Here is a 26026-nt window from a genome sequence, read left to right as displayed (position 1 = left end):
ATGCAAAAAGTCATCGCACCCATCGTGGTCATAACCACGGGCGGCACCATCGACAAGGCCTACTTCGACGCCCTCAGCGCGTACAAGATCGGCGAGCCCATGGTCAAGAAGATGCTGGACGTGGCCAATGTCACGCGCCCGTTCCGCGTGGTCGAGATGTTTCGCAAGGACAGCCTGGACCTGACCGACCAGGATCGCCGGGCGCTGTACGAGACGGTCGCGGCGCTCGACACCGATCGGGTCGTCATCACGCACGGCACCGACACCATGACCGACTCGGCCCAGGTGCTCAAAGCCATCGCCGGCAAGACCATCGTCTTCACCGGCGCGCTGTCGCCGGCCCGTTTCGCGGAAAGCGATGCGATGTTCAACCTGGGGATGGCTTTCGCAGCGGTGCAGACCTTACCCCCGGGGGTGTACGTGGCCATGAGCGGTCAGGTATTCCGTGGCGATGAGGTTCGTAAAGATCGAGAGCACGCACGCTTCGTCTCGACTGCCTCGTGAAATCAGATATGTAGATTGGCGGGCCGCGAGCTCGCTGGGGGATCCATGGAGCTGAGCTACGTTTGTGGCACCGGGTCGGTGCCGCTGCTCTACAAAACCGTCGGCATGGCGCTCGAGGACGCGGCGCGTCGCTGGGGCGAGCGGCCGGCGCTGATCGTCCGTCATCAGAACATCCGCTGGACCTATCGCGAACTGAACGAAGCGGCGGAACGCTTCGCCGCCGGCTTGCTCGGTCTGGGCCTGCAGCCGGGCGATCGGGTCGGCATCTGGTCGCCGAACCGGTATGAATGGGTGCTCACCCAATTCGCGACGGCCAAGGCCGGCTTGATTCTGGTCAACGTCAATCCCGCTTATCGCATCTCGGAGCTGGAGTTCGCGCTCAACAAAGTCGGCTGCCGGGCGTTGATACTCGCGCCCAACTTCAAGAGCAGCGACTACGTCGGCATGCTTCGGCAACTCGCGCCGGAGCTGGCGACGAGCGCGGTCGGTGATCTTCAGTCCGCGCGGCTGCCGACGTTACGTACCGTGATTCTCACCGACGATGCGCGTGTGCCGGGCTTCATGCCGTTCCGCGTGGTCGAAACCTTGGGCACCGACGTTGAACGCGAACGATTGAACGAGCTGCGTTCGCTGTTGCAGCCGGAAGATCCCATCAATATTCAGTTCACGAGTGGCACGACAGGCCTGCCCAAGGGCGCGACGCTGTCTCATCACAACATCGTCAACAACGGCTACTTCGTCGCGAGTCACATGGCGTTCTCGCACGAGGACAGCCTGTGCATTCCCGTGCCGCTATATCACTGCTTTGGCATGGTGATGGGCGTGCTTGGTTGCGTGACGCACGGTGCGGCGATGATCTTTCCGTCCGAGGCGTTCGATCCCGGCGCTGTGTTGGAAGCGGTCGCGGCCGAGAAATGCACGGGCCTCTATGGCGTACCGACGATGTTTATCGCCGAGCTGGATCATCCACAATTTCAGCAGTATGACTTGAGTTCGCTGCGCACCGGCGTCATGGCGGGCGCGCCGTGCCCGGTCGAAGTGATGAAGCGCGTCATCGCTGACATGCACATGCGCGAGGTCACCATCGCTTACGGCATGACGGAGACCAGCCCGGTGAGTTTCCAAAGCCGCAATGACGATTCCATCGAGCGTCGCGTGTCCACGGTCGGCAGGATTCATCCGCATCTGGAAGTGAAGATCGTCGATATCGATGGCCGAGTGGTGCCGCGAGGCGAGCGCGGCGAGTTGCTGACTCGCGGCTACAGCGTGATGACCGGCTATTGGGATGACGCCGAGAAGACGCGTCAGGCCGTCGACGAACAAGGCTGGATGCACACGGGCGATCTGGCGGTGATCGATGCCCAGGGTTATTGCAACATCGCCGGTCGCGTGAAGGATCTGATCATTCGTGGCGGCGAGAACATTTCACCGCGTGAGGTGGAAGAGTTCCTGTACCGCCATCCGCAGATTCAAGACGTGCAGGTGTTCGGCATTCCGGATCAGCGGTATGGCGAAGTGGTGTGCGCCTGGATCAAGCTCAAAGGCGTTGAACCGTGCGATGCCGATGCGATCCGGCTGTTCTGTCGCGATCAGATCGCGCATTTCAAAGTACCGACGCACGTTCGGTTCGTCGAGCAGTTCCCGATGACGGTCACGGGCAAGATTCAGAAGTTCATCATGCGCGAGCAGATGATCGCCGAGCTGCAGCTGCGCGTAGACGTGACCGCTTGATCAGACGTTCGCCGCCTGCTCCGCCATATGCGGACGCGCCAGATCGCGCCGCGCCGCTGCCGGCGTGACGCCCAGAATCTTGCGCATGTGACGGGCCAGATGGCTCTGATGTGCAAAGCCGGTGGCGAACGCGATCTGCGCGATCGACAGCGACTCATCCTGTAGCAGCAACTTCGCCCGCTCCACACGCCGGCGCAGAATGTATTGATGCACCGGCGTGCCGGTCGAGCGCCGGAATAGCGTCTTCAGATGCGACACGCTGACACCGGCGACCTTGGCGATTTCCGCCAGCGACAGCTCGCTTTCCAGGTTGTCCTCGATGTGCGAGATCACCAGCTTGAGTTTCCACGCGCTCAAGCCGCCCTTCGGATCGCGCATCGGCAGCGAACGGCGGTTGTGACGTTGAAGCAGCCGCGCGGCGAGTGCGGTGCCGAGACTTTCACGAAACAAACGTCCGCCCGCGCCGCCCGATTCGAGATCGGCCTTGATGGCCCAGCCGATGTGTTCGATGAACGGATCGCGCAACTGGAAGCGGTCGGCGATCTCGATGTTGGAGGGATCCATGTCGAGCTCGATCGCGACATTGCGGAGCAGTTCATCGGGCACGCGCATGACCAGCGTGGTGCCGCTTTGTTTGGTTTCCCATGCGGCCGGCGTGTGCGCCGGAATGATATCCAGATCGCCCGCGACTTCCCGGCCGTGACGCAGTTTGCCGCCGCGGTCGCAGGTCACTTCCACCGACGGGCCGATATGCATGCACACGATCGCGTAGGGCCTGGGATCGATGCGGGTCAGGCCGGCGGAGAAGTTATTGATGTTCGCGTTGACGGTTCGGTGGGCGCGCGGCGGTGCTGACGTCGCTGCGACCAGGGGGTTGCTGGCACTCATCGGTGATCTCCGGCACCGTATTGCTGCATCGAGGATACAACGAGAAAAGCCATCTGGGCTGCTCCGGTCCGTGTCAGTCAGCGTCCGTTCGTGCTGGTGCCGGGCTTAATGGGTCAGCCCGCTGCGCGAGAATTATCGAGCGCGCTGTCGGTGAGCTTCAACAGGCCGGCCGAAAGAGCTGCCTGTCGGTGCATCAAGCGCGCAATCCATGACACGCCGCTTTCTGCATTTAGCAACGGTTCAGGTTCGCGGTTGACAGGGCTGGTGGCAAGTGTGATGGTCGAGCGATGTCGACTCCTTCGTTATCTCCAGCGGATCTCGCGCGTTACAGCCGCCACCTGGCGCTGCGCGAGATCGGTATTCCAGGCCAGGAAAAACTCAAGGCCGCGAAAGTGCTGCTGGTCGGCGCCGGTGGCCTGGGTTCGCCAGCGGCGTTGTATCTGGCGGCGTCGGGCGTGGGCACGATCGGTGTGATCGACAACGACCGGGTGGATGTCTCGAATCTGCAGCGACAGGTGCTGTACGACACGCAGAGCGTCGGCAGGCCGAAAGCGGAGGTCGCGAAGGAACGTTTGCTCGCGCTCAATCCTGAGATCGAGCTGGTGTCGCACACTGTTGAGCTGCGTGCCGCGAATGTGCGCGAGATCTTCAGTAAGTACGACGTGGTGCTCGATGGCACGGATCGGTTCAACACACGTTATCTTTCCAACGATGCGTGCGTGATTCTGCGCAAGCCGCTGGTCTCCGCCGCCATCCACCGGTTCGAAGGGCAGGCCATGACGTATATACCGGGCCAGGCACCTTGCTATCGATGTTTGTTTCCCGAGCCGCCGGCCGATGGTCTCGTGCCGAACTGCGCTGAGGCAGGTGTGCTCGGTGTGTTGCCGGGGGTGATGGGCACGATTCAGGCGACCGAAGCGATCAAGGTGATCGTCGGCGTCGGTGAGCCGTTGCTCGGCCGGCTGTTGACCTACGATGCGTTGGCGATGCGCTTCGGCGAGTTTCGATTCACGCGGCGCCCGGACTGCGCGGTCTGCGGCGATCATCCGACGATTCATGAGCCAGCGGATCTGGCTGAGGCCTGCAGTGCCGAGGTGACGCGGCGCCTGTCGCCGCTGGAGTTGCGAGAGCTGTTGGGGAAAGTCGCCATCGTCGATGTGCGATCACCGAACGAATTCCGCGCTTCGCATTTGCCGGGAGCGGTGAGCATTCCCGTTGGCGAAGTCGAGCGGCGGCTTGCCGAAATTCCTCGCGATCAGCTGGTCGTTTTCATTTGTCGCAGCGGCGGGCGTAGCTTGACCGCGTCGGCCGTCGCCACGCGCGCCGGGATGACAAATGTGGCTGATTTGGAAGGGGGCTTACTGGCCTGGGCTAAAGAGCTCGATCCATCGTTCGTGGTCGCGCCGGTCGGTTGAGGTTGGATTCTCAGCGGGCGCCGACGCGGCCGAGATGTCGCACGTCACGACGATCGGTGAGCCAGCCGGCGGACGGCGCCCAATCGGCAAGCTCGGCGCGACGGCGCTGCCACGCCTGTTCCAGCGTCTTTGCCGCTTCCGGCGAAGTCGTCTGCACACCGGTCGGCATGTGCACCACCTTGTCGTCTTCGAAATCGAGCATGGACTATCTCCTCGCCTTTCGCTTCAAACTGTGAGTGCAGACTACGCCGTCGTGCGCGTGGCATCATCGTGGCGAATGGCATGTAATTGATTCCCCGCCGGCAGCAATCCGGGCCAGTCGCGGCTATTTGCCGGTGAATGCGGTTGAGCGGGAGCGTGACCGGTCGCACAATTTTCATATTAGCGTGAGGCTTGGGAGTCCACCGTGAATCAGAGCGTTAGCGACAGTTCGGCGAATACGTCGATGGTCAACGTCATCTACGTGCTCTATTTGCTGGCATTGATTTCAGGCGTCACGGCGCTGATCGGCGTGATCATGGCTTACGTCTATAAGGACGACGCGCCGGAGTGGCTGCGCACGCACTACGAGCTGCAGATCCGCACGTTCTGGTTCGGCCTGGTGGTCGGCGCGATCGGTGTGGTGCTGACCTGGGTGTTGATCGGCGTGCCGATCCTGATCGCGCTGGCGATCTGGTGGATCATCCGCTGCGTGAAAGGCCTGAGATACGCCGGCGAGCGCGCGCCGTATCCGAATCATCGCGGCTGGGGGCTTTAGTAGACGTCGCGCCGGTAGCGGCCCGTGATCGCCAGTTCTTCGAGCAGGTCGGCGCCGAGCACTTCCGAGAGTGCGGCGTCGACCGCCGGCGCCATGCCTTGCAAGCTGCCGCACACGTAAATCGCCGCGCCGTCGCTGACCCAACGTTTCAATTCGTCGCCGCACTCGACTACGCCGTGTTGGACGTAGCGCCGCTCTGCCTGATCGCGCGAGAACACTTGGTCGACGCGTTCCAATTGTCCGCTGGCGCGCCACCGCTCGATCTCCTCGCCGTAGAACCTGTCGTGCGCGAGGTTGCGCTCGCCAAAGATGAGCCAGTTGCGGTGGCGACCTTCGGTGATACGAGCCTTCAGCAATGCTCGCAGGCCCGCGATACCGGTGCCGTTGCCGATGAGGATCAGGGGTACATTGCTTTGAGGCGCGTGAAAATTGGGATTGGGGCGCACGCGGACAGCAATGTCATCTCCAACTCTCGCGCCAGCCGTCAGCCAGCCGCTACCCAGGCCGGGCTCGCCATCCGGGCGGCGCATCTGCCGTACGAGCAAATGAATCGCGCCGTCGGTGGGCAACGACGCAATGGAATATTCGCGGTGAGGCAGCGGCTCGCGCTTGTCGTCCCAGGTTGAATTGCGCGGATCGATCTCGGCGATGTCGCCCGCCTGCCATTTGACGTCTGTGGTCTGCGGACGCAGTTCGATGTGAAAACAGGCGTCACCCGCACTGCCGGGATTGATGTGATGGCGCGCGGTGAGGCGCCAGCGATCGTAGCGCGGAGCTTCCCAATCAGGCAGGTCGGGGCTGTTGCTCATCACACTGAGCTGATGCTGCCAATGGCGGAGCGCGCCTTCGTCGCCATTGTCGACTTCGATCACATCGAACAAGGCGGTCGCGCCTTGATGCCTCAGCCACTGGTCGAGGCGATGTCCGAACGCGCAGTAGTTGTCGTACTCGCGATCGCCCAGTGCGAGCACGCCATAGCTCAGCTCCTTGAGCGGCACGGCGCCATCCAGCACATCTCGAACGAATCCGGCGGCGGGATCCGGTGCGTCGCCTTCGCCGGTCGTGCTGACGACGAATAGCGCGTGCCTGGTTTGCTTCAGGATCCGATTGTCGATCTGCTGTAACGACGCGAGCATCACGGGCGCGCCGGCGGCTTGCAGCGATTGTGCGGTTCGATTCGCCAGTTCGGCGGCGAATCCCGTCTGGCTGGCGAACGCGATCAGCGTGGGATCGCCGCCAGTGGCGACCAGGGCGGGCCGGCGTCGCGGCCAGAGAAAATACGCGCAGGTGGTGAGATACAAAACGACAACGACGCACGCTGAATACAGTCGTGCGTCGCTGAGGCCGTCGAGAATCCCGGACATTCCGCCTTACTGCGGCAATACTTCGAACGTCGCGACGTAGCTCAACCGGCGCTGCTTGGCCTGCTTGAGCGATGTCTTCTGATCTTCCGAGCCGGTTTCGAGCCAGTACATGCCGGGCGTCGGCCAGTTCACGGCCAGCTCGCCTTTGGCGTCAGTCTTGAGCTTCTGTTCTTCCTGGTCGTTGCGATAGCGGGTGCCGCCGGCCTGCACGACCACCTCGAGATTGGCGGCGGGTTGGCCGTCGATCAAGAAACGAAACTTCGACGCTTCACCCGCGTACAGGTCGTTCGGATGAGTCAGCGGCACCAGTTCGAGACCGACGTTGGCAGACTTCAGTGCGCCTTCGGTCGGCTTGCCGGCGGTGACGAAGGTCTCGACTCGGCCGACCGACTCGCTCACTTCCAGGTTCTTGGCATCGGCGGGGACTTCTTTCGCGAACTTCTCCGCGTTACCGCGCCAGCGTTTGCGCTGACCGTTCTCTTCGTAGCTCGCGAACAAGCCGTTGTTGACGAGCGCGACCTTGTACGTGCCGTTCTGCTTGAGCTGCACGTCGAACACGCTGCGATATTTGCCGGTGAACGGATTCTCCGCGTTGACTTTCGAGCCATCGGGCGCGGTGATTGCCAGCGAATCCAGGCGCAGCGGCACATGATTGAAATAGAACAGATCGTTCGAGACCGCCGCGTCGACGGTGATCCATTGATCGACAGTCGACACGGTAGCGGAGGGCAGCAGCCACATCTTGTGCGCATGACTCGCGAACGGAGCGAGCAGGGCGGCGGTGGCGGCAATGGCGCGAAGTGCGGTTCTCATGGTTTTCCTCGCGAAGGAGTTATGGAGTGATGTTGAGCGTGATGGCGCCGAGCTCGGACTTGCCCTGAGCCGTCGCCGTTTGTTTCCGAGTGCCGGGCCATTCGAACGGCACGCGCAGCAGCTCGCGTCCGCCGACTTCGCGCACGGCTTCGACCACGACGTTGTATTTGCCGGGCGCGAGCGTCGCGAGTTGCTTGTCCGTGTTCTTGAAACTCAGCGTGTATTCACCGGCGGGGCGGGTTGCGCCGGTAACGCCGTCGACCGGCATCTGGATCTCACGGCCGCCACGACGCCACCATTGACGCAGATCCTTCAGCCACTGCGTGCCGTCTTCTTTTTTAGTGTCGGTCTGATACCAGACGGCGAGCTGCGCGGCGGCGCTTTGATCCTGATTCTCCACCCACACCGCGAGGTATGGGCGGTGATATTCGGCGACGTCCGGACGCGGAATCGTCAGCTTGAGATTCAACTCGGTCCCGAACGCCGCGCAGCTCGATCCGATCAGCAGCATGGCGCTGGCCAGCTTGGTGATTGTTCTCATGTCCATTCCCATCGTTCAATGAATAAACAAAATCGCCAGCAGCAGCGGCAGCACCAGTCCCAGCGCCACCATCGGCCAGGTGCCGGGACGATTGCCCGCATGCATCTTCAACAGCAGCAGTCCGGTGATTGCGAACACCAGCACCGCGAAGGCGAACACGTCGATGAACAGGCTCCACGCGGCGCCGGCATTGCGTCCCTTGTGCAGATCGTTGAAGTACGACAGCCAACCGCGATCGGTGAGCTCGTGCGTGACTTCGCCGTCCTCCAGATTCACCGTCAGCCAGGCATCGCCGCCGGGGCGCGGCAGCGACACATAGATTTCATCGTCCGACCATTCGGTCTCGCGGTCCTCGACTCGCACCGTCAATGTCTGGTCGAGCCAATCCGCTACTTCGGTCGGGAGCGCGGCCTTGTCATCGCCACTAGACTCCCGCGTCTTCTTCAATTGCTCGCGCAACGGTGCCGGCAGGGCCGCCGTCTGGGTCGTGACCTTGGGCTTCGCCCCAATCCACGAAGCGTGGTTGAGCGTGAAGCCGGTGACACTGAACAGCAGCATCGCGACCAGGCACATCGCCGCGCTCATCCAGTGCCACTGATGAAGGTGCTTCAGCCAGAACGCGCGGGCCTTTTGCGCTCGGGCGGAGGAGGCACGGAGGGCTTCAGCCATGAGCAACCACTGCAAGATCCGGTGAAATCACAGACGCGCGCGACACTGAATGAGAGGAGGATAGGTTGGCAGTGTATGAGAATAATTCTCATTGGCAAGTCCTTTGCTGAAAATTTCGAAATTGCCCCGAAGAATCAATTAATGTGTCCGCCGGCAACACCCCCGTGCAGGCCGTACGTTTACTATTCGCGGGTTTTACCGTTGAACGAGAGTGTCTCTTGAGCGCAGCGACCGTCAGTGTCTTCGACATGTTCAAAATCGGCATCGGGCCGTCGAGCTCCCACACCATGGGGCCGATGACCGCTGCCTGCCGGTTCGCGAAGTCGCTGGATGAGCAGGGAATTCTGGCGCGAGTCGCCCAGGTCACCGTGAATCTTTATGGTTCACTGGCGCTGACGGGTAAGGGCCACGCCACTGATACCGCTGTCACGACCGGCCTCGCGGGTTGGTTGCCTGCGCAAGTCGATCCCGATGCGGCGGCCGGGCTCATCGAAGACGTTCGTCAGCACGGCAAGCTGAAGCTGGCGGGGAGTCATGAGATCGACTTCCGCATCGAGCGCGACATCCACTGGAAATACAAAGAAAGCCTGCCGTATCACCCGAACGCGTTGACGCTGTTCGCGCGCGATGCCGGCGGCGAGCTGTTGCGCGAGGCGACTTTCTATTCCGTCGGCGGTGGCTTCGTCGTCAGCGACGAAGAAGCCAAGGCGCCTGCGACGGCGATGGCCGCAACCACCGTTCCGCTGCCGTTCTCCGACGCGGCGGAGTTGCTGGAGGTCGCTGAGCGCAATGGTCTGACGATCGCCGAAGTGATGATGCGCAATGAATGCGCGACCCAGACTCGCGAGGAAGTGCTCGCCCGGCTGGACCGCATCGCCGAGGCCATGAATTCCTGCATCGATCGCGGTCTGCGGCAGGAAGGCATATTGCCGGGCGGTTTGAATGTGAAGCGTCGCGCAGCCAAGTTGCGCGGCATGCTGGAAAAGCGCGAACAGGCGCAGAGCTCGGACGGCCTCATCGCGATGGACTGGATCAACGTGTGGGCGCTCGCGGTCAATGAAGAGAACGCGGCGGGTGGCAAAGTGGTCACTGCGCCGACGAACGGTGCGGCCGGGGTCGTGCCATCTGTACTGCGTTATTACGATCGTTTCTGTAATGGTACGCGCGAAGGGCGTCATACATTTTTGCTGACGGCCGGCGCGATCGGTTCGCTGTACAAGCTGAACGCCAGTATCTCCGCTGCGGAAGTGGGCTGTCAGGGCGAGATCGGCGTCGCGTGTTCCATTGCCGCTGCTGGCCTCGCGGCAGCGCAAGGCGGTACCAACCAGCAGATCGAGAATGCGGCCGAGATCGGTATGGAGCACAACCTCGGTCTGACGTGCGATCCCATCGGCGGTCTGGTGCAGATTCCTTGTATCGAGCGCAATGCCACCGGCGCAGTGAAGGCGGTGGACGCGTCACGCCTCGCGCTCATGGGCGACGGTTCGCACCACGTCACACTGGACAAGGTGATCGAGACCATGCGGCGGACCGGGGCCGATATGCAGGATTCCTACAAGGAAACCTCGCTGGGCGGTCTCGCCGTCAACCTGCCGGAGTGCTGACGCTCCAACTCTGGAACGCCGCTCGCTTACACTGACGGGACCGCCAGGACCACGTCGGATCCAAGCTAGTGCGTTCAGGAGTCGGTCATGATCAGAGTGGAAGGTTGGGTCGCCGCCATCGCGGCGACGCTGTTCGTTAGTGCGGCGTCGGGCGCCGACGAGTACTCGGGCAAACCACAGCAAGCGTCGGCGCCAGCGCGCTATACATTCTCGTGGCCTTTGGAAGCGGGCGTGCCAGCTCCGCGAGGTGGCACGACGAAAGGCGCGCCAGTCACGCTCGATCTCGAGCCCTCCAAAGCATGGAAAGATTTGCGCGCGGCCGGCTTGACCGATCTGGAGCGCGACCGTCGCGCCATTCTCGCCATGGCCGGGACCTATCGAGTCACTTTCGACTTCCTCGAAGTCGTGCCTTTCAAAACGCTGGAAAAACCGAACGCGCCTTATCAATCGTGGGGCACGGAAAAGGTTTACGTCGACAGCGACGACGGCAAGAACATCAGCCTGGTGCACATCCTGGAGATGCGCATCGTGCAGAAGGACGGCTCGATCAGCGAGCCCATGGTCACCAAACATTGGCGTCAGGACTGGCAATACCAGCCCGCGAATATCGTCGAGTACCGCGGTCGCGATCGTTGGCAACGTCGCAAGCTCAGTGCCGCCGATGCCAAAGGCGTCTGGTTGCAGACGGTTTATCAAGTCGACGAGTCGCCGCGTTACGCGAGCGTCGGGCGTTGGGAACATTCAGGCAGTTTCTCTTCCTGGTTGAGCGCAGAGACCTGGCGGCCGCTGCCCCGACGCGAATGGAGCGTGCGCGACGACTATCAGGTGCTGGTCGGCACCAATCGTCACACCATCTCGCCGACGGGATGGATTCAAGAAGAAAACAATTTGAAGACGGTGCTCACGTCGGCGCGTGCGATCGATCCGTCGCAGCCGTATGTCGCGCGCGAATATGGTGTCGCTCGTTACGAGCGAATTCGTGACGCCGACTTCGCGCAGGCCGATGTTTATTACGAGCGCACCAAACAGTTCTGGGATCAGGTGCGCGATGAGTGGTCGCAGATTTTCGTGAAGCAGGGCGAGGTCACCTTGAAGGGGCCGGTCGACAAGCTCGGCCTGTTCCATCCGCTGTTCGCGCAGGCGGACGAGGTGGCGGAGAAGGGCGAGACGGCCAGCTCACAAAATCTGGCTGTCATACGTAACGCCTTGAAAGACATGGGCGCGTTGCCTTGAGCCAGCCGCTGGCATAGGTACAAAACGGCACGGATCAAAAAAAGTCCAATAGACGCTTGCACTATTAATGAGAGTCATTATCATTTGCATCCATGCTGCACACACAATCCAAAACCCCTCTCCGCCCAGCGGAGGTTCGATCGCCGGCCACCGAGCTTGCTCGTTTGCCGGCGATTCCTTTACTGCGTTCCGAAGAGCTCTTCGGCAAGGCGCGGGAAATCCTGATCGAGCACAGCGGCGGTTATTACCGTCTGCGTGTGACTCACAGTAACAAGTTGATTCTCACGAAGTGACCGCTCGCTGAAGCGATCGGTCACCGGGTTCCGCGGGACTCAGTGCTGGATCGCCCGGTCACGTGAGTCCTTCGGGACTCAGGTGAGCTTGTTCCTGAAATGAATCGATCGCGAGCCCGAAGGGCGATGCGATCTCGCCCGCCAGCGCCGTTGCCTCCTCCCCCGAGAGCGGCGCAGCCAGCTCCTTCACATCGCGCCGCCGAATAAACAAACATCGGCGTAGTCGAGGTCGCTGTGCCAACGGATGTTTGGATGCTGATCTTTGCGCTCGCCACCTGGATGCTGGCCGCCGCGCTCGTTTATTCCGCCTCGCCGCGTCAACGCTGGTTGCGCGTGCCTCTGCCTGCTTTCCCTTCTCTGGTCAGCGCCGTGCTCGCCGCGATTGTCGGTGTGCGAGCCTGGGTCGAGGCGCTGCATTTCGTGTCCTGAGTCAACGGAGCCTAGTGATGAACGCAGTCGTGTCCCGCCGTTGTTTGACTCGTGTAATGACCGATGACGATCGCGGCGTGGAAGTGGCGCAGCTGCAATCGGTGATGCATCGGATTCAGAGCTCGCTGCGCGACGTGCCGATGGCGCAGCGGGAATACATCGCCAATGCGCTGTTGAACCTGGCGGTCTCGCGCATGGTGAAAGAGGAGGGCAGTAAGCTCACCGCGAGCATCCTGCTGCGGCTCGGCGACGTCGTTGCAAATAGCGACAGGCCGCCGGCTCCCGAGAGAGCCGTCGACCTGAATCAACTGAACGGATGAGGAAACATCACCTGGCCGCGGGCGCGGCCGGTGATTTCAGGATCAGACAGAGACGATGACGCGGCCGGTGCGCGGCTGATTCTGGAAAGCGCCCTGGCGGCCGTAAGTCTTGGGCTGACCGGCGCGACCCGTGACGATGTCCAACAAGCCTTGCACGCGACTCATGCGCGCAGTGACCAGGGCGCCGTTGCGATCATTGGCAGTCCGGCAGCGGTCGGCGCGTTCGCCGAGTTCTTTCCAGCGACGACGCAATTGTTTGGTGGGATCGCACCACGCCAGGACGCGATCGAGACCGTGATTGTCGGTCGGCACGTTCAGTGCCCGACACAATGCCTTGCGGTCGTCTTCGATACGCATCAGCGTACCGATGCAGTTCTGACGCGCATGACCGGCGCGCTCCAGCGCGTCCACGTCGTTGGCGACCAGAAATTCATGCTCACGCTCGAGCAGCTGATGCAGCTGGTCCAGCGTGCTCGATTCTTCGGCGATCAACTTGTCGAGCGTATCGCGACAGACAACCGGATCCACGAATCTCACTCCTCGTCTATATCTGAAACACTCCGCTTCAGCTCTGCACTGCGCCTAAATCGCGATCCATGCGGAGCAGCTTGTCGGCGATGCGCTCCGGCACCACCTGGTAACTACCGTCTTCGATCGCCTGGCGGATGCGCGCGACTTTCGCCTCGTTCACCACCGGGACGCTGTTCACTGTCTGCTCCAGCGCCGCCAGCTGGCGGGCCTGGTCAGTGATCTGCACGGGGTTGGCCGGCTTGCTCGCCACTTCGGCGGAGCTCGCAGCACCATCCTTCACGCGCGACACCGACTTATCGGTGCCCACCTGTACGGGGGTGTTCTGATAGCCAGTGATTTTGGTAGTCACGTCCTTTCTCCGGTTGCGGCTTTCGACAACAACGTCGCACCGCTCGAAGAGGGTAACGGCCGCAATTCTGAGAACTTTAGCACCCTCATCGGTCACGGCCTCAGAGGTGCCTTAGGGGATTCACTCAAGTGCGCGAAAACCCGGCGTGACAATAGGTCAAATCAACTCGGCTCGGCACACTCCTGTAACCCGTCAGCAGCGACACAAAACTCGTTTTCACCGGGAGTTTCTGGGACTCGCGGCACACTCGGCCAGCTTCTGACAAATCTGGCGCCGTTTCGCGACGCAGGGAAAACCCCAGTGTCAGAAAGCCGCCGCGGTTTCGCGCGGTTTTTCACAGCCCGACCCTGACAACTCCATCACTTTCCACTACACCTTCCACAACCTTGAGCGAGCTCACATTCTGGACCCGCACGCGCTCGTCGACGGCGCCCTCGGTGAGCGCCTGGCCCTGGGCGCGAATCTGCACACTGCTGTTAGCGGCAATCAACGTGACCTGTTGACCCCGACGAACCAGCACGTCCGGCTGGAGCATCTCGACCGTCAGCGCAGTGCCGACGGGCAGCGACCGCTTCAGGCGATGGCCCTGCAGGCTGCCCACGTCGTTGATGAAGACTGACGCCAGCCCGGGCAGGCGACGGACCTGCGGCTCGACATCGGCGAGCTCGACCCGCGAGCGCCGGGACAGCGGCCTTCTCAGCACCAGCACGGAAACTTCGACTTCGACGCTGACCGGCACATAAATCGTCCACGGGTTCGCGGACGGGCAGCGCACGCCGATGGTCATGCGACCGGTATTCATCGCTGTGCCTTGCGAGAAGGCCTCCAGCGGGGACGCGCATTCATCGAGCCGCAGCCGCGGATCGAGGTTGCCGGCGGTGACGAAATGTTTGGTGGATTTTTCCGGCAGGGAAGACCGTACGAACTGCTCAGCCGCTGCCCGAATCGAATCGATGGTCTGCACGCCCGCGGCGTTCGCGTGTGCCGCGAAGGCCAGAGCTGCAATGGCGCCCATCGAGGCACCTATATAAGAACGAAAGCTGCTCACTATCGAAACCGCCGAGAGTCGTCTCATTGACGCTGCCTGAAACAAAGCAAGTGAAATGCCACAAATCGTGCGCGCCCCAGAACGCGCCGGGTTGATGGTACGAACTGTGACGCAGCCAACAAATCAGCCGGACGCCGAAATGCACACGCCCCGACCGGCCAGACGGTCGAGCGGCCCGTCGGCCGCCGACCTGCTTGCTTCGCCCGGAGGTTTGGCAAGAGGACGGAGTGGCGCGGTTGCCGCTGATCCATAGGAGTCAAGGTGACGTCTCTTCCTCCGTACGGCAGCTACTACCAATAGGGCATTGAAGCGATGCGCCTCCGGACGCTTGCCATTACTACTGACCTATAGGCGTCGTGCGAGGTGACGTCCCTCCTTCCGGCAGCTTCGAAAAAGAGGGACTTTTTCGTAGCAGTGCGCCCAGGGACGGGACCAACGGGACGAGCGATAGCGAAGGCAGCAGGGGAGCACGGTGCCGGGAGGAGGGACGTCACCTCGCGCGGCGCCAGCCACCGGACGCTCCGCTCAGCGACGCGAGCTGACGCAACGTCGGCGGCGCGAATTACCGACGTGTCAGTGTCCTCAGCTCTGCCGGGGCGGCAAATCGTTGCCACCGTCGCGTGATCCACGTCGCGACTTTTTTGTTTGCTAATGCTCGCGAGCAGCGGCGAGCCGAGGAATGACGCGGCTCGAGAGAAGGTGGCACGCGCCTTGCTAACTACTTTCGCAGACAGTTTTCTGGCGGATGCAATCATGACGAGCGCAATCGACAAACATCTGGGAGTGCACGCGCAGGCGCTGACGCTGCGCTCGCAGCGGACCGAATTGCTGGCGGCGAACCTCGCCAATGCCGACACGCCCGGCTATCGCGCTCGTGACATCGATTTCAAAGCAGCGCTGGCTCAGGCAGGCGGCAACGCGCAGCCGGGGGTGCATCTGCAGACCACGAATGCCGGGCACATCGGGCCCAAGATGGTCAACGGCTCGCCGGCGCCTGAACTGAAATACCGCAACCCGCTCGCGCCTTCGCTCGATGGCAACACCGTCGATGCGCAGATGGAGCAGGCCCAGTTCGCCGAGAACACGGTTCGCTATCAGGCGACCCTGCAGTTCCTGAACTCGAAGTTCCGCGGCCTGATGACCGCCATCACGGGTCAATAAGAGGTAACGACACATGTCCTCTTTCAACATTTTCAACATCGCCGGCTCCGGCATGAGCGCGCAGTCGGTGCGCCTCAACACCACCGCCAGCAACCTCGCCAACGCCGACAGCGTCAGCGGCGATCCGAATCAGGTCTACAAGGCCAAGCATCCGTTGTTCGAAGCCATCAAGAACGGCCTCGGCAAGGACGCGTCGTCCTCCGGCGTGGCGGTCAAAGGCATCTTCGAGAATCCGGAAGCGCCGAGCGCCCGCTACGAGCCGGGCAATCCGCTCGCCGACACCAATGGTTATGTGTACGCGCCCAACGTGAACACGGTCGAAGAGATGACCGACATGATCTCGGCGTCGCGTTCCTACCAGAACAACGTCGAAGTGATGAATACCGCCAAGGAAATGATGCTGGCCACGTTGCGGCTCGGCTCGTAATAGATAGAAATCTCCGGAGTTGATGACATGGCTATTGCTACCGATCCGATCCAGAACTGGGCCGCGCAGGCGCAGGCCGAGGCCGAGGCCAAGCAGAAGAAGGATCAGACGCTCGGCATCGATTCGTTCCTGACGCTGATGACGGCGCAGTTGAAGAATCAGGATCCGTTGAAGCCGCTGGAAGGCACCGAGTTCATCTCGCAGCTCGCGCAGTTCGGCACGGTGTCGGGCGTGCAGGGCATGCAGACCTCGCTGGAAACATTGGCGGCGTCGCTGCGTTCGACCCAGACATTGAACGGCTCGACCATGATCGGCCGCGACATCCTCGCCTCGGCCGACAGCTTCGAACATACCCAGGGCGGCACGGTCAGCGGCCAGGTCGACGTTCCGGCCGGGACGACATCCTTGCAACTGCGCATCACCGACTCGGCCGGCACCGTAGTGCGCGAGATTCAGCTCGAGACCGCCGAAGGTACGCAGAACTTTACTTGGGACGGCCTGCGCAGCGACGGCACCCAGGCCGAATCGGATACGTACGACATCGAAGCCGTCGCCAACGTGCGCGGCCAGAGCGGATCGCTCGAGGTGCTGATGGCGGGACGCGTGTCCAGCGTCAGCCTGGACGCCTCCGGCAACAATCTCTCTTTGAATACTCCGACGCTCGGCTCGATCTCGATGGCCGACGTGCGTCGCGTGCAGTAACAGATTTCAGTTAACGGGCTTGCCACTTTCTCGCAGCCGAATCATGACACTTCGCCAAGCATCTCGATTGAGTTGGTCTTACGACCGGTAGTGTCATCGAGTTCAGGGTCGTCGAAATTTCGGTTGGTAGTTTTTCGTCTTAGGAGTCACTCAAATGTCTTTCGGTATCGCGCTCAGCGGTCTCAATGCGGCTCAGCAGGACTTGAACGTCACCGCCAACAACATCGCCAACTCCTCGACCACCGGCTTCAAGCAGTCGCGCGCCGAGTTCGCAGATTTGTTTGCTGTCTCTCCGTACGGCGTCAACCGCAACGCGACCGGTAACGGCGTGAAGGTGGCCTCGGTGGCGCAGCAGTTCACCCAGGGCAACATCAATACCACCAACAACAGCATGGACCTGGCGCTCAGCGGCCAGGGCTTTTTCATCCTGAGCGACGGCGGCTCCACGGTTTACAGCCGTGCCGGCGCGTTCCGTCCCAACAACGACGGCTATGTCGTGAACAGCCAGGCTCAGCGCCTGCAGGTGTATCCGGCGGGAGCCAACGGCAGTTTCAACACCAGCACCATGACCGATCTGCGGCTGGTGACGAGCGAGAGCTCGCCGGCCGCCACGTCGGAAGTCGAGACGATTTTCAATCTGCCGTCCGCGGCGACGGTGCCGACCACGACGCCGTTCAGCGCGTCCGATGAAACCAGCTACAACACTGCGCGTTCGATGACTGTGTACGACTCGCTCGGCGCGGCGCACACGGCCAGCATGTACTACGTGAAGACGGCGACCAACGAATGGGACATGCACATGACCATCGACGGCAACCCGTCCGGCACGCAGCATCTGGTGTATGACCAGAACGGCAATCTGACGACGCCGGCCAACGGCCAGTTCGTGTTGCCGACCTATGACGCGGCCGCGGGTCTGTCGACGGGCGCGGCGCCGCTCAACATCACCATGGATCTGAGCCGCACGACCCAGTACGGCGATACGTTCACGATGACCTCGATCACGCAGGACGGTTACACCACCGGCCGCCTGATCGGTATCGACATCGATTCCACCGGCGTGGTGCAGGCCCGCTTCACCAACGGTCAGTCGACGCAGCTCGGTCAGGTCGCGATCGCGAACTTCCAGAACCCGCAGGGGTTGCAGCAGCTCGGCGACACCACCTGGGCGCAGACGTTTGGTTCGGGTCAGCCGTTGAACGGCCAGGCCGGCAACTCGGGCTTCGGTCTGATTCAGTCGGGCGCGCTGGAAGCGTCGAACGTCGACATCACCGCGCAGCTGGTCAACATGATCACGGCGCAGCGTAATTTCCAGGCCAACTCGCAGATGATTTCGACGGCCGACCAGATCACGCAGACCATCATCAATATTCGCTAGGTCAATATTCGCCAACTCTCACGCAAGTGAGATCGAGTAACTAATGGACCGCTTTCTGTACGTCTCGATGTCGGGCGCCAAGGAGACCTTGCGCGCCCAGACCGCGAACAACCACAACCTCGCCAACGCGAGCACGACCGGTTTTCGCGCCGACATGAGTGCGTTTCAAACGCGCAACGTGGCCGGGACGGGATATACCTCGCGCGCCTATGCGACCAACTCGACCACGGGTTGGGATCCGACGCAGGGCTCGTTGATGTCGACGGGCCGCGATCTGGACGTGGGTGTCAACGGCGCGGGCTGGATCGCGGTGCTGGGCAAGGATGGGCGTGAGGCTTATACGCGTGCCGGCGACCTGCGCGTCGATACGAACGGCATGTTGCTGACCGGTGCGGGCCATCAGGTGATGGGTGAGGGCGGTCCGATCAGCGTGCCGCCGAACACGTCGCTGACTATCGGTGCCGACGGCACCATCTCCGTCATTCCGCTGGGCCAGGGCGCGGAAACCACCGCGATGATCGGCCGCATCAAGCTGGTGAATCCGCCGGATGCGGACATGGTTCGCGGCGAGGACGGTTTGTTTCGCAGCTCCACCGGCGTCGATGTGCCGCCGGATGCGAACGTGAAACTCGCGACCGGCTCGCTCGAATCCAGCAACGTCAACACGGCGGACGCCATGGTCAACATGATCGAGCTGGCGCGTCGTTTCGATCTGCAAGTCAAAGCGATGCGCACCGCCGAAGAGAATGCGGCGACTTCGGCACAGCTGCTCCGTGGCGGCATGTAATCCGCCACCAGTTACCAGTCACTTCTTCAGGTACTCATCATGAATCCAGCTTTATGGGCCGCCAAAACCGGACTCGATGCGCAGCAGACGCGCATGTCCGTGACCTCTCATAACCTCGCCAACGTCAGCACGACCGGCTTCAAGAAGGGCCGCGCTGTGTTCGAGGACCTGCTGTATCAGAACGTGCGTCAGGTCGGCGGCTCGACCTCGCAGGACACGGTTGCGCCGACGGGCTTGTCGCTCGGCACGGGTGTCCGCGTCGTGGCGACGGAGAAGCAGTACACGCAAGGAAACATGCAGACCACTGGCAACAGCCTCGATGTTGCTGTGAACGGTCGCGGCTTTTTCCAGGTGCTGTTGCCCGATGGCACGATGGGCTACACGCGCGACGGCGACTTCGAGCTCAATCCGCAAGGCGAGCTGGTCACGTCCGCCGGCTATCGCGTGCAGCCGGGCATCACGATTCCCGACGGAGTACAGAGCATCACCATCGGTAAGGATGGTGTGGTCACCGCGCAGCTGTCGGGTCAGTCCGCGCCGACGCAGATCGGCACGCTGCAGCTGGTGGACTTCATCAATCCCGCGGGCCTGCAGCCCAAGGGCGAGAACCTGCTGGTCGAGTCGGCCGCGAGCGGCACGCCGCAGACCGGCACGCCGGGCTTGAACGGCCTGGGTTACATCGAGCAGGGCGCGCTCGAAGCCTCCAACGTCAACGTGGTGGAAGAGCTGGTGAACATGATCGAAACCCAGCGCGCTTACGAGATGAACTCGAAGGCGATCTCGACCACCGATCAGATGCTCCAGTATCTGACCAACAATCTTTGAAGCGACTGAGCAATGATCAACGTCACCGTGCGTAACCTGTTCGTGGTGGTCGCGGCCGCATTTGCTCTCAGCGGCTGCGTGACCCCGCCGAAGGAACCGGATTATTCCGCGACCTGGCCCGAGCCGGCGCCGACTCAGGAGAGCGGCAATGGCGCCATCTATCAGGTGGGTCACGACGTTGCGCTGTTCGAGAACTCGGTCGCGCGCCGCGTGGGCGATACGCTGACCATCAAGCTCAACGAAAGCACCAACGCCACCAAGTCCTCGAGCACCACCACCAGCAAGGCCACCAACGTGGCGATGCCGGGGCCGACCATTGCCGGCCGGCCGGTGACCGTCAACGGCACCGAGGTGCTGAACATGTCGGTCGACAATAAATCGTCGTTCGACGGCGCCGGCGACAGCAGCCAGAGCAACCGACTTGTGGGCGACATCACAGTCACGGTGGCGCAGCGGCTGCCGAACGGCAATCTTCTGGTCAGAGGTCAGAAATGGATCACAATCAACCAGGGCCGCGAGTACGTGCGCATTCAGGGCATCGTGCGCCCGATCGACATCGATCCTGATAACTCCATCTCATCCTTGAAGGTTGCCGACGCGCAGATCGGCTACGGCGGCAAGGGCGCGCTCAATGACGCGAACACGCCGGGCCTGTTGGCACGATTCTTCAATATCCCTTGGTTGCCGTTCTGATCAACGGCGCCCAGATATTGAAAGGTACGGGACCAAGCGTGATGAAGCTCACAAAAGTACTGACCGCGTTGACGACGGCCGCGATGTTTGTCGTGCCGGCGATGTTCGTCTCGACGCAGGCCAGGGCCGAGCGCGTCAAAGATCTGGCGTCGGTCGCGGGCGTACGTGGCAACCAGCTGGTGGGCTACGGTCTGGTGGTGGGCCTCGACGGCACCGGCGACCAGACCAGCCAGGCGCCGTTCACCATTCAAAGCATTCGTAACATGCTGGCGAAGTTCGGCGTGACCATCCCGGCGAACGTGAATCCGCAGCTGAAGAACGTTGCCGCCGTGACGGTGCGTGCCGATCTGCCGGCGTTCTCCAAGCCCGGTCAGACGATCGATATCACCGTCGACTCCATCGGCAACGCGACCAGCCTGCGCGGCGGCAGCCTGTTGATGACTCCGCTGCGCGGTATCGACGGTGAGGTGTACGCGATCGGTCAGGGCAGCCTGGTGGTCAGCGGCTTCGGCGTGCAGGGCAAGGACGGTTCGCGTATTTCGCTCAACGTTCCCAGCTCCGGCCGCATCCCGAACGGTGCTTCAGTCGAGCGCGCCGTCGCGAGCAACTTCGCGAGCGAGCCGTATGTCACGTTGAATCTCAACACGCCGGACTTCACGACCGCTGCGCGCTTGACCGACGGCATCAACAAGATGCTCGGTCCAGACACGGCTCGCGCCATGGATGCGGTTTCGGTGCGAGTGCAGGCGCCGACGGACTCCAGCCAGCGCATTGCTTATCTCTCGACGCTCGAAGCGATCGAAATTCAGCCGGGTGAAGCGCCGGCGCGTGTGATCGTGAATTCCCGCACCGGCACCGTCGTGATCGGCTCGCTGGTGCGCGTGACGCCGGCGGCCGTGGCTCACGGCTCGCTGTCGGTGACGATCACCGAGCGCAACGATGTGAGCCAGCCGAACGCACTGTCCAACGGTGAGACCGTGGTGACGCCGCGTTCCGACATCAAAGTCGAGCAAGGCGCGGCACGCATGTTTGTTTTCAACGCGGGCGTCAACCTCGATGAGATCGTGCGTGCCGTGAATCAAGTCGGCGCGGCGCCTGGCGATCTGGTCGCCATTCTCGAAGCGCTGAAAGAAGCAGGCGCGCTGCGCGCCGAGCTGATCGTCATCTAAAGGGGCGCCACCAATGACCGCGCCCATCAATGCTTCCTTCGACTTCGCCGGCCTGGCGTCGTTGCGCAATGACGCCACCAAGTCGCAGGACGTGGCGACGCTCAAGCAGGCGGCCAAGCAGTTCGAGAGCCTGTTCACCCAGATGATGCTGAAGAGCATGCGCGATGCGAATCGCAGCTTCAGCGAGGGCTCGATGTTTTCCAGCCAGCAGGGCGATTTCTATCAGGACATGTTCGACGACCAGATTTCGATGGAGCTGTCCAAGGGCAAGGGCCTGGGGCTTGCGGACGTGCTGGTGCGCCAGCTGGCGACGTCGGGCATGGTGAAAGGCATGGACGCGGCTGCGGCGAACGAAGCTGCATCCAAAGCGCAGTTCCCGTCGGCCACGCAGAATGTTTCCGCCGCGGCCGATCATCAGCCACTGGCGCAGTCGAAAGAAGATTTCGTGAAGATGATGTGGCCGCATGCGCAGCAGGCAGGCGAGGCGCTCGGCGTCGATCCGAGTGCGCTGGTCGCTCAGGCCGCGCTTGAAACAGGTTGGGGCCGCGCGGTGCCGAACCACTCGGACGGCTCCAGTTTCAATTTGTTTGGGATCAAAGCGGGCTCGAGCTGGGATGGCGCGACCGCGAATGTGACGACGCTGGAATTCGAAGATGGCGTTGCCGTGCGCAAGGTCGAGCGCTTCCGCGCATACGCGTCTGCAGCGGACAGCTTCAACGATTATGCCCAACTGATCGGCAACAACCCTCGGTATGAAAACGCCCGAGGCGCGGGTGGTGATGTGGCCACCTTCGCCTCGGCGTTGCAGGACGGTGGTTATGCCACCGATCCGAACTACGCGCAGAAGATCGTCGCCGTGGCCGACGAAGTCCGCGCGCTCACTAACAACGCCTCAGGCAACTCCCTAAAGTTCGCCTCGCTCTCGCCGACAAACGGCGGTAGCGGCGGACTGCGTCGGTTTTGATCTGATGGGCCCGCAACCGCTGTTCCGGTGAAGTCATGGCAGACCTGTTAAATACCAGCATTTCCGGCCTGCTCGCGTTCCAGCGGGCGCTGGACGTGACCAGCCACAACATCACCAACGCCAACACCCCGGGCTACAGCCGGCAGTTGCCGGATTTCCAGACCCGCACGCCGCAGTTCCTCGGCGGCAACTGGGTCGGCAGCGGCGCGGATGTCGCCGCCGTCAATCGCGCCTACGACAGTTTCCTGTCCGACCAGGCGCGTAGCGCGTCGAGCGCTTACAACCAATCGAATACGTATGCAAGCCAGGCCGCGCGCGTCAGCAATCTGTTCGGTGACTCGACCACGGGCTTGAGCGCCACGATGCAGAAGTTCGTCAACGCTTTGCAGTCCGTTGCCAACGCGCCGAATTCCACGGCCGCGCGCCAGACGATGCTGAGCGAGGCGGGCAGCCTGGTCGATCGTTTGAAGAGCTACGACTCGAGCTTGAAGAGCCTGGACAGCCAGGTGAATGCGTCGATCTCTACTGAGGCCGATACCATCACCTCGCTTGCCAGGGGCATCGCGGACCTCAACAAACAGATCGCCAGCGGTTATGCGCAAAGCGGTCAGGCGCCGAACGACTTGCTGGATCAGCGCGATCGTCTGATCGACCAGCTGTCGACGCACGTGAACGTCAACGTCGTGAAGACCGACGACAATCAGATGAACGTGTTCATCGGCAACGGCCAGCCGCTGGTGGTCGGCAGCGATCCGGCCAAAGTCGTCGCCACCAGCGATCCGTACGATCCGACGCGCAAGCGCCTGGCCGTGCAGTCGAGCGTCGGCACCATCGATATCACCAGCTCGCTCTCGGGCGGCACGTTGGGCGGCCTGCTCAGTTTTCGTACTGAAATGCTCGATCCGGCGCGCAACACCATCGGCAAGATCAGCGTCGCGCTGGCCGATGTGATGAACGAGCAGCACAACGCCGGCATGGACCTCAACGGCAACATGGGCGGCGATTTCTTCGCCGTCGGCGATGTCGTGGTTCGTCCGCATGCAAACAACACGGGCAATTCCAGTGCGACCGTCACGCGCACCAGCACGGGCGCGCTGACGAACTCCGATTACATTCTCACCAATACCGCCGGTGGCTGGAGCTTGCGGAACGCGGCTACGGGCGCAACCGTGCCGATGAGCGGTACGGGCACGGCGGGCGATCCGTTCGTGGCCGATGGTTTGTCGATCGTGGTGAGCGGCACGGCGGGCGTCGGCGACAGCTTGAAGATCATGCCGACCGCCGGCGCGGTCAGCTCGATGCAGGTGCTGGTCACGGATCCGGCCGAGGTCGCGGCGGCCGCTCCCATCCGTGCTCAAGCCGGCACCGGCAATCAGGGCAGCGCCACGATCACCGCGGGCGAGGTGTTGAATCCCACCAACCCAGCGTTGCGTACGGCGGCGACCATTACTTTCACCAGCGCCACGACCTATACGGTGAGTGGCGATCCGACCGTGTACACCTATACGGCGGGTTCGAACATCGACGCCAATGGCTGGCGCGTGCAGGTCAGCGGCACGCCGGCAGCGGGCGATACATTCACTGTCGGAGATAACAGCACCGGCACCGGCGACAACCGGAACATGTTGCTGCTCGCCGGTCTCATGAACGAGCCGGTGATGAATAACGGCACCACCTCGCTGTCGCAGGGCATCGGTCAGTTCGTCGGCGACATCGGCGTCAAGACCAATGCGGCGCAAGTGACGGCCGCCGCGCAAAAAGTGGTTGCCGAAGAAGCGACCGAATCCATGCAGGCGGTGTCGGGCGTGAACCTCGACGAAGAAGCCGCCAACCTGTTGCGCTTTCAGCAGGCCTACATGGCCATCTCGCAAATGATTCGAGTCGCGGACAGCTGCTTCCAGTCCGTGCTCCAGGCGACCCGCGGGTGAGTCCGGGCGAACGCCGGTACACGGATGTAACGGCTGGCTAACGTTCCAGGGACGGCTGCTCGAGAAGAGGTTTGAACATGCGTATGTCCACTCTCGGTTTTTCGATGGGCTCGCTCAGCGCGATGCTGGAGCAGCAGTCGGGGCTCGCGAAGCTGCAGAACCAGATGGCGCTCGGCTTGCGCGTCACCACGCCGGCCGACGATCCGATCGCCTACGTGCACATCCAGGAACTGCAGCGCTCGCAGTCCGAGTCGGAGCAGTTCGCGAAGAACAGCACGCTGGCGAAGAATCGTCTGAATCTCGAGGAGCAGGCGTTCGTCGATATGAGCAACGCGATGGGCCGCGTGCGCGAGCTGATGGTGTCGGCGGGCAACACCGCCACGTTGAGCGACACCGATCGCAAGTCCATCGCGACCGAGCTGGCGCAACGTCTGGACGAAATCCAGGACATCGCCAATCGTCAGGACGGCAACGGCGAATATCTGTTCTCGGGCTATTCGACCAGGACGCAGCCGTTCGCGGGCGGCTCGGGCTCGGCGATCAGCTACGTGGCCGATCAGGGCTCGCGGCAGCTGCAGATCTCCAGCACGCAGCGCATGGCCGACAGTCACAACGGCTACGACGTGTTCATGAACATTCCCGAAGGCAACGGCACGTTCTCGACCGCCGTGAACATGAGCAACACCGGCTCGGGGTCGATCGACGTGGGCTCGGTGGTGGATCGGGCCAGCTGGGTGCCGGACGACTACACCATCACTTTCACATCGCCGACCGCCTATCAGATCACCGACGGTGCCACGCCGGCGAACGTCGTGCAGACCGGCACTTACACCGCCGGCAGCGCCATTACATTCAACGGCGTGAACGTCACTGTCTCGGGCGCGCCCGCGACGGGCGATACCTTCACCGTGAACCGCAGCCGCAGCGAAAGCGTTTTCGAAACGATCGGCAACGTCGTCGATCTGCTGCGGCAGCCGGCGGGCAACGCCGCCGCGAACGCCAAACTGACCTCGACGCTCTCCGGTTCGTTACAACAGCTGGATCAAGCGAGCGATCATTTCCTCGGCGTGCGCGCTGAAGTCGGCACCCGGCTCGCGAGGCTCGATTCCGCGGATTCCTCGCGCGAATCGATGGATATCGATACGGCCAGCGCGCTGTCCGATCTGCGCGATCTGGACTATGCGCAGGCGCTCACCAAAATGAATCAACAACTGGTGGGCTTGCAGGCGGCGCAGCTGTCCTACAGCAAGATCTCCAATCTGTCGCTGTTCAACTATCTGAGTTGATAGCGCTGATCGAAAGGGCCTCGGCCGCTTTCGATCATGTGTCAGAGCGTTGCTGCGTAGGCTTTTTACCCTTTGCTCGCCACTGTTAAGCCGCTGTCCGTGACCGAGTGCTCACTTTTCATCGATGTGGTAACACCCACTCAAGTTCCAGGTGGTCGCACCGATACAGCACTTGAACAGCAGTCCGGCGCACATCACGCCGTCAGTGCTGAGATGC

General features: G+C 62.2%; 29 protein-coding genes. 20 read left to right on the top strand and 9 right to left on the bottom strand.

Annotation, left to right across the window (positions count from 1 at the left end; all coding sequences use genetic code 11):
- On the top strand, positions 1–504 hold the full coding sequence (locus EKO19_RS04340) for an asparaginase domain-containing protein (protein ID WP_129775160.1): 504 nt from the start codon (positions 1–3) through the stop codon (positions 502–504).
- A gap of 45 nt (positions 505–549) precedes the next feature.
- Positions 550–2235, top strand: a complete 1686-nt coding sequence (locus EKO19_RS04335; RefSeq protein WP_129775159.1) for an AMP-binding protein — start codon at positions 550–552, stop codon at positions 2233–2235.
- Here EKO19_RS04335 and EKO19_RS04330 read toward each other — a convergent pair whose 3' ends face one another.
- Positions 2236–3123 (bottom strand): helix-turn-helix domain-containing protein, encoded by an 888-nt coding sequence (locus tag EKO19_RS04330; protein WP_129775158.1) that lies wholly within the window; start codon positions 3121–3123, stop codon positions 2236–2238.
- A gap of 287 nt (positions 3124–3410) precedes the next feature.
- Here EKO19_RS04330 and moeB point away from each other — a divergent pair, with 287 nt between their 5' ends.
- Positions 3411–4538 carry a molybdopterin-synthase adenylyltransferase MoeB gene (moeB, locus tag EKO19_RS04325; protein WP_129775157.1) on the top strand — a complete coding sequence of 376 codons (1128 nt, stop codon included), beginning with the start codon at positions 3411–3413 and terminating at the stop codon, positions 4536–4538.
- Between the two features lie 10 nt (positions 4539–4548).
- Here moeB and EKO19_RS04320 read toward each other — a convergent pair whose 3' ends face one another.
- On the bottom strand, positions 4549–4740 hold the full coding sequence (locus EKO19_RS04320) for a hypothetical protein (protein ID WP_129775156.1): 192 nt from the start codon (positions 4738–4740) through the stop codon (positions 4549–4551).
- A 204-nt stretch (positions 4741–4944) separates the two neighbouring features.
- Between EKO19_RS04320 and EKO19_RS04315 the strand changes: the two genes are divergently transcribed.
- Positions 4945–5295 (top strand): DUF4870 family protein, encoded by a 351-nt coding sequence (locus EKO19_RS04315; RefSeq protein WP_217705113.1) that lies wholly within the window; start codon positions 4945–4947, stop codon positions 5293–5295.
- Here the strand turns inward: EKO19_RS04315 and EKO19_RS04310 are convergent.
- The 4 genes from EKO19_RS04310 to EKO19_RS04295 are packed head-to-tail and all read right to left on the bottom strand — an operon-like array spanning position 5292 to position 8682.
- Positions 5292–6659, bottom strand: a complete 1368-nt coding sequence (locus EKO19_RS04310) for a sulfite reductase subunit alpha (protein ID WP_129775155.1) — start codon at positions 6657–6659, stop codon at positions 5292–5294. The two genes, EKO19_RS04315 and EKO19_RS04310, sit on opposite strands and share 4 nt — an antisense overlap.
- Positions 6660–6665: 6 nt before the next feature.
- Positions 6666–7472 carry a DUF4198 domain-containing protein gene (locus EKO19_RS04305; RefSeq protein WP_129775154.1) on the bottom strand — a complete coding sequence of 269 codons (807 nt, stop codon included), beginning with the start codon at positions 7470–7472 and terminating at the stop codon, positions 6666–6668.
- Between the two features lie 19 nt (positions 7473–7491).
- Positions 7492–8004 carry a DUF2271 domain-containing protein gene (locus tag EKO19_RS04300; RefSeq protein ID WP_407676637.1) on the bottom strand — a complete coding sequence of 171 codons (513 nt, stop codon included), beginning with the start codon at positions 8002–8004 and terminating at the stop codon, positions 7492–7494.
- 24 nt (positions 8005–8028) lie between these two features.
- Entirely contained in the window at positions 8029–8682 is a 654-nt protein-coding gene (locus tag EKO19_RS04295; protein WP_129775152.1) for a PepSY-associated TM helix domain-containing protein, read from the bottom strand.
- Positions 8683–8900: 218 nt separating this feature from the next.
- On the opposite strand from EKO19_RS04295, the gene EKO19_RS04290 reads away from it, so the two are divergent.
- From EKO19_RS04290 to EKO19_RS04275, 5 genes are all read left to right on the top strand, one after another.
- Entirely contained in the window at positions 8901–10286 is a 1386-nt protein-coding gene (locus EKO19_RS04290; protein ID WP_246038826.1) for an L-serine ammonia-lyase, read from the top strand.
- An 87-nt stretch (positions 10287–10373) separates the two neighbouring features.
- Entirely contained in the window at positions 10374–11519 is a 1146-nt protein-coding gene (locus EKO19_RS04285) for a DUF6607 family protein (RefSeq protein ID WP_129775151.1), read from the top strand.
- Positions 11520–11683: 164 nt separating this feature from the next.
- Positions 11684–11812: a hemin uptake protein HemP gene (hemP, locus tag EKO19_RS39080; protein ID WP_246038825.1), complete on the top strand. Its 129-nt coding sequence runs from the start codon at positions 11684–11686 to the stop codon at positions 11810–11812.
- Positions 11813–12064: 252 nt separating this feature from the next.
- On the top strand, positions 12065–12241 hold the full coding sequence (locus tag EKO19_RS38160; protein ID WP_157995115.1) for a hypothetical protein: 177 nt from the start codon (positions 12065–12067) through the stop codon (positions 12239–12241).
- 17 nt (positions 12242–12258) lie between these two features.
- Complete coding sequence (locus tag EKO19_RS04275) at positions 12259–12561, top strand: hypothetical protein (RefSeq protein ID WP_129775149.1); 303 nt, start codon at positions 12259–12261, stop codon at positions 12559–12561.
- Between the two features lie 42 nt (positions 12562–12603).
- On the opposite strand, the gene EKO19_RS04270 is transcribed toward EKO19_RS04275, so the two are convergent.
- The 3 genes from EKO19_RS04270 to flgA all read right to left on the bottom strand — a co-directional run bounded on the left by EKO19_RS04270 (position 12604) and on the right by flgA (position 14489).
- Positions 12604–13089, bottom strand: coding sequence for a flagella synthesis protein FlgN (locus EKO19_RS04270; RefSeq protein ID WP_157995114.1), 486 nt, complete (start codon positions 13087–13089; stop codon positions 12604–12606).
- Positions 13090–13126: 37 nt separating this feature from the next.
- Positions 13127–13441, bottom strand: a complete 315-nt coding sequence (gene flgM, locus EKO19_RS04265; RefSeq protein WP_157995113.1) for a flagellar biosynthesis anti-sigma factor FlgM — start codon at positions 13439–13441, stop codon at positions 13127–13129.
- 334 nt (positions 13442–13775) lie between these two features.
- Positions 13776–14489, bottom strand: coding sequence for a flagellar basal body P-ring formation chaperone FlgA (gene flgA, locus EKO19_RS04260; RefSeq protein ID WP_157995112.1), 714 nt, complete (start codon positions 14487–14489; stop codon positions 13776–13778).
- 753 nt (positions 14490–15242) lie between these two features.
- On the opposite strand from flgA, the gene flgB reads away from it, so the two are divergent.
- From flgB to flgL, 11 genes are all read left to right on the top strand, one after another.
- Complete coding sequence (gene flgB / locus EKO19_RS04255; RefSeq protein ID WP_129775145.1) at positions 15243–15650, top strand: flagellar basal body rod protein FlgB; 408 nt, start codon at positions 15243–15245, stop codon at positions 15648–15650.
- Between the two features lie 13 nt (positions 15651–15663).
- Positions 15664–16077: a flagellar basal body rod protein FlgC gene (gene flgC / locus EKO19_RS04250; protein WP_129775144.1), complete on the top strand. Its 414-nt coding sequence runs from the start codon at positions 15664–15666 to the stop codon at positions 16075–16077.
- Between the two features lie 27 nt (positions 16078–16104).
- Positions 16105–16779 carry a flagellar hook assembly protein FlgD gene (locus EKO19_RS04245; protein WP_129775143.1) on the top strand — a complete coding sequence of 225 codons (675 nt, stop codon included), beginning with the start codon at positions 16105–16107 and terminating at the stop codon, positions 16777–16779.
- A 154-nt stretch (positions 16780–16933) separates the two neighbouring features.
- Positions 16934–18157, top strand: coding sequence for a flagellar hook protein FlgE (gene flgE / locus EKO19_RS04240; protein WP_129775142.1), 1224 nt, complete (start codon positions 16934–16936; stop codon positions 18155–18157).
- A 43-nt stretch (positions 18158–18200) separates the two neighbouring features.
- On the top strand, positions 18201–18944 hold the full coding sequence (gene flgF, locus EKO19_RS04235) for a flagellar basal-body rod protein FlgF (protein WP_129775141.1): 744 nt from the start codon (positions 18201–18203) through the stop codon (positions 18942–18944).
- Positions 18945–18983: 39 nt separating this feature from the next.
- Positions 18984–19769 carry a flagellar basal-body rod protein FlgG gene (gene flgG / locus EKO19_RS04230; protein ID WP_129775140.1) on the top strand — a complete coding sequence of 262 codons (786 nt, stop codon included), beginning with the start codon at positions 18984–18986 and terminating at the stop codon, positions 19767–19769.
- A 12-nt stretch (positions 19770–19781) separates the two neighbouring features.
- Positions 19782–20462, top strand: coding sequence for a flagellar basal body L-ring protein FlgH (flgH, locus tag EKO19_RS04225; RefSeq protein WP_129775139.1), 681 nt, complete (start codon positions 19782–19784; stop codon positions 20460–20462).
- Between the two features lie 83 nt (positions 20463–20545).
- A complete protein-coding gene (locus EKO19_RS04220; protein WP_217705207.1) occupies positions 20546–21631 on the top strand; it encodes a flagellar basal body P-ring protein FlgI in 1086 nt (361 codons plus the stop codon).
- A 13-nt stretch (positions 21632–21644) separates the two neighbouring features.
- A complete protein-coding gene (gene flgJ, locus EKO19_RS04215) occupies positions 21645–22595 on the top strand; it encodes a flagellar assembly peptidoglycan hydrolase FlgJ (protein ID WP_129775137.1) in 951 nt (316 codons plus the stop codon).
- 35 nt (positions 22596–22630) lie between these two features.
- Positions 22631–24523, top strand: a complete 1893-nt coding sequence (gene flgK / locus EKO19_RS04210) for a flagellar hook-associated protein FlgK (protein WP_129775136.1) — start codon at positions 22631–22633, stop codon at positions 24521–24523.
- 77 nt (positions 24524–24600) lie between these two features.
- A complete protein-coding gene (gene flgL / locus EKO19_RS04205) occupies positions 24601–25809 on the top strand; it encodes a flagellar hook-associated protein FlgL (RefSeq protein ID WP_129775135.1) in 1209 nt (402 codons plus the stop codon).
- Positions 25810–26026 lie beyond the last annotated feature (217 nt).

It is taken from the genome of Peristeroidobacter soli (assembly GCF_004138485.1).
In the GTDB taxonomy this organism is placed as follows: Bacteria; Pseudomonadota; Gammaproteobacteria; order Steroidobacterales; family Steroidobacteraceae; genus Steroidobacter; species Steroidobacter soli.
Note: the sequence above shows the minus strand (reverse complement) of the source record. Positions and strands in the feature narration are given on the sequence as shown.

What these genes read in the sequence shown, in the direction of transcription:
- EKO19_RS04340 (WP_129775160.1), top strand. Translation starts at nt 1, where the DNA reads ATGCAAAAAGTCATCGCACCCATCGTGGTCATAACCACGGGCGGCACC.
- EKO19_RS04335 (WP_129775159.1), top strand. Translation starts at nt 550, where the DNA reads ATGGAGCTGAGCTACGTTTGTGGCACCGGGTCGGTGCCGCTGCTCTAC.
- EKO19_RS04330 (WP_129775158.1), bottom strand. Translation starts at nt 3,123, where the DNA reads ATGAGTGCCAGCAACCCCCTGGTCGCAGCGACGTCAGCACCGCCGCGC.
- moeB (WP_129775157.1), top strand. Translation starts at nt 3,411, where the DNA reads ATGTCGACTCCTTCGTTATCTCCAGCGGATCTCGCGCGTTACAGCCGC.
- EKO19_RS04320 (WP_129775156.1), bottom strand. Translation starts at nt 4,740, where the DNA reads ATGCTCGATTTCGAAGACGACAAGGTGGTGCACATGCCGACCGGTGTG.
- EKO19_RS04310 (WP_129775155.1), bottom strand. Translation starts at nt 6,659, where the DNA reads ATGTCCGGGATTCTCGACGGCCTCAGCGACGCACGACTGTATTCAGCG.
- EKO19_RS04305 (WP_129775154.1), bottom strand. Translation starts at nt 7,472, where the DNA reads ATGAGAACCGCACTTCGCGCCATTGCCGCCACCGCCGCCCTGCTCGCT.
- EKO19_RS04295 (WP_129775152.1), bottom strand. Translation starts at nt 8,682, where the DNA reads ATGGCTGAAGCCCTCCGTGCCTCCTCCGCCCGAGCGCAAAAGGCCCGC.
- EKO19_RS04285 (WP_129775151.1), top strand. Translation starts at nt 10,374, where the DNA reads ATGATCAGAGTGGAAGGTTGGGTCGCCGCCATCGCGGCGACGCTGTTC.
- EKO19_RS38160 (WP_157995115.1), top strand. Translation starts at nt 12,065, where the DNA reads ATGCTGATCTTTGCGCTCGCCACCTGGATGCTGGCCGCCGCGCTCGTT.
- EKO19_RS04275 (WP_129775149.1), top strand. Translation starts at nt 12,259, where the DNA reads ATGAACGCAGTCGTGTCCCGCCGTTGTTTGACTCGTGTAATGACCGAT.
- flgB (WP_129775145.1), top strand. Translation starts at nt 15,243, where the DNA reads ATGACGAGCGCAATCGACAAACATCTGGGAGTGCACGCGCAGGCGCTG.
- flgC (WP_129775144.1), top strand. Translation starts at nt 15,664, where the DNA reads ATGTCCTCTTTCAACATTTTCAACATCGCCGGCTCCGGCATGAGCGCG.
- EKO19_RS04245 (WP_129775143.1), top strand. Translation starts at nt 16,105, where the DNA reads ATGGCTATTGCTACCGATCCGATCCAGAACTGGGCCGCGCAGGCGCAG.
- flgE (WP_129775142.1), top strand. Translation starts at nt 16,934, where the DNA reads ATGTCTTTCGGTATCGCGCTCAGCGGTCTCAATGCGGCTCAGCAGGAC.
- flgF (WP_129775141.1), top strand. Translation starts at nt 18,201, where the DNA reads ATGGACCGCTTTCTGTACGTCTCGATGTCGGGCGCCAAGGAGACCTTG.
- flgG (WP_129775140.1), top strand. Translation starts at nt 18,984, where the DNA reads ATGAATCCAGCTTTATGGGCCGCCAAAACCGGACTCGATGCGCAGCAG.
- flgH (WP_129775139.1), top strand. Translation starts at nt 19,782, where the DNA reads ATGATCAACGTCACCGTGCGTAACCTGTTCGTGGTGGTCGCGGCCGCA.
- EKO19_RS04220 (WP_217705207.1), top strand. Translation starts at nt 20,546, where the DNA reads ATGTTTGTCGTGCCGGCGATGTTCGTCTCGACGCAGGCCAGGGCCGAG.
- flgJ (WP_129775137.1), top strand. Translation starts at nt 21,645, where the DNA reads ATGACCGCGCCCATCAATGCTTCCTTCGACTTCGCCGGCCTGGCGTCG.
- flgK (WP_129775136.1), top strand. Translation starts at nt 22,631, where the DNA reads ATGGCAGACCTGTTAAATACCAGCATTTCCGGCCTGCTCGCGTTCCAG.
- flgL (WP_129775135.1), top strand. Translation starts at nt 24,601, where the DNA reads ATGCGTATGTCCACTCTCGGTTTTTCGATGGGCTCGCTCAGCGCGATG.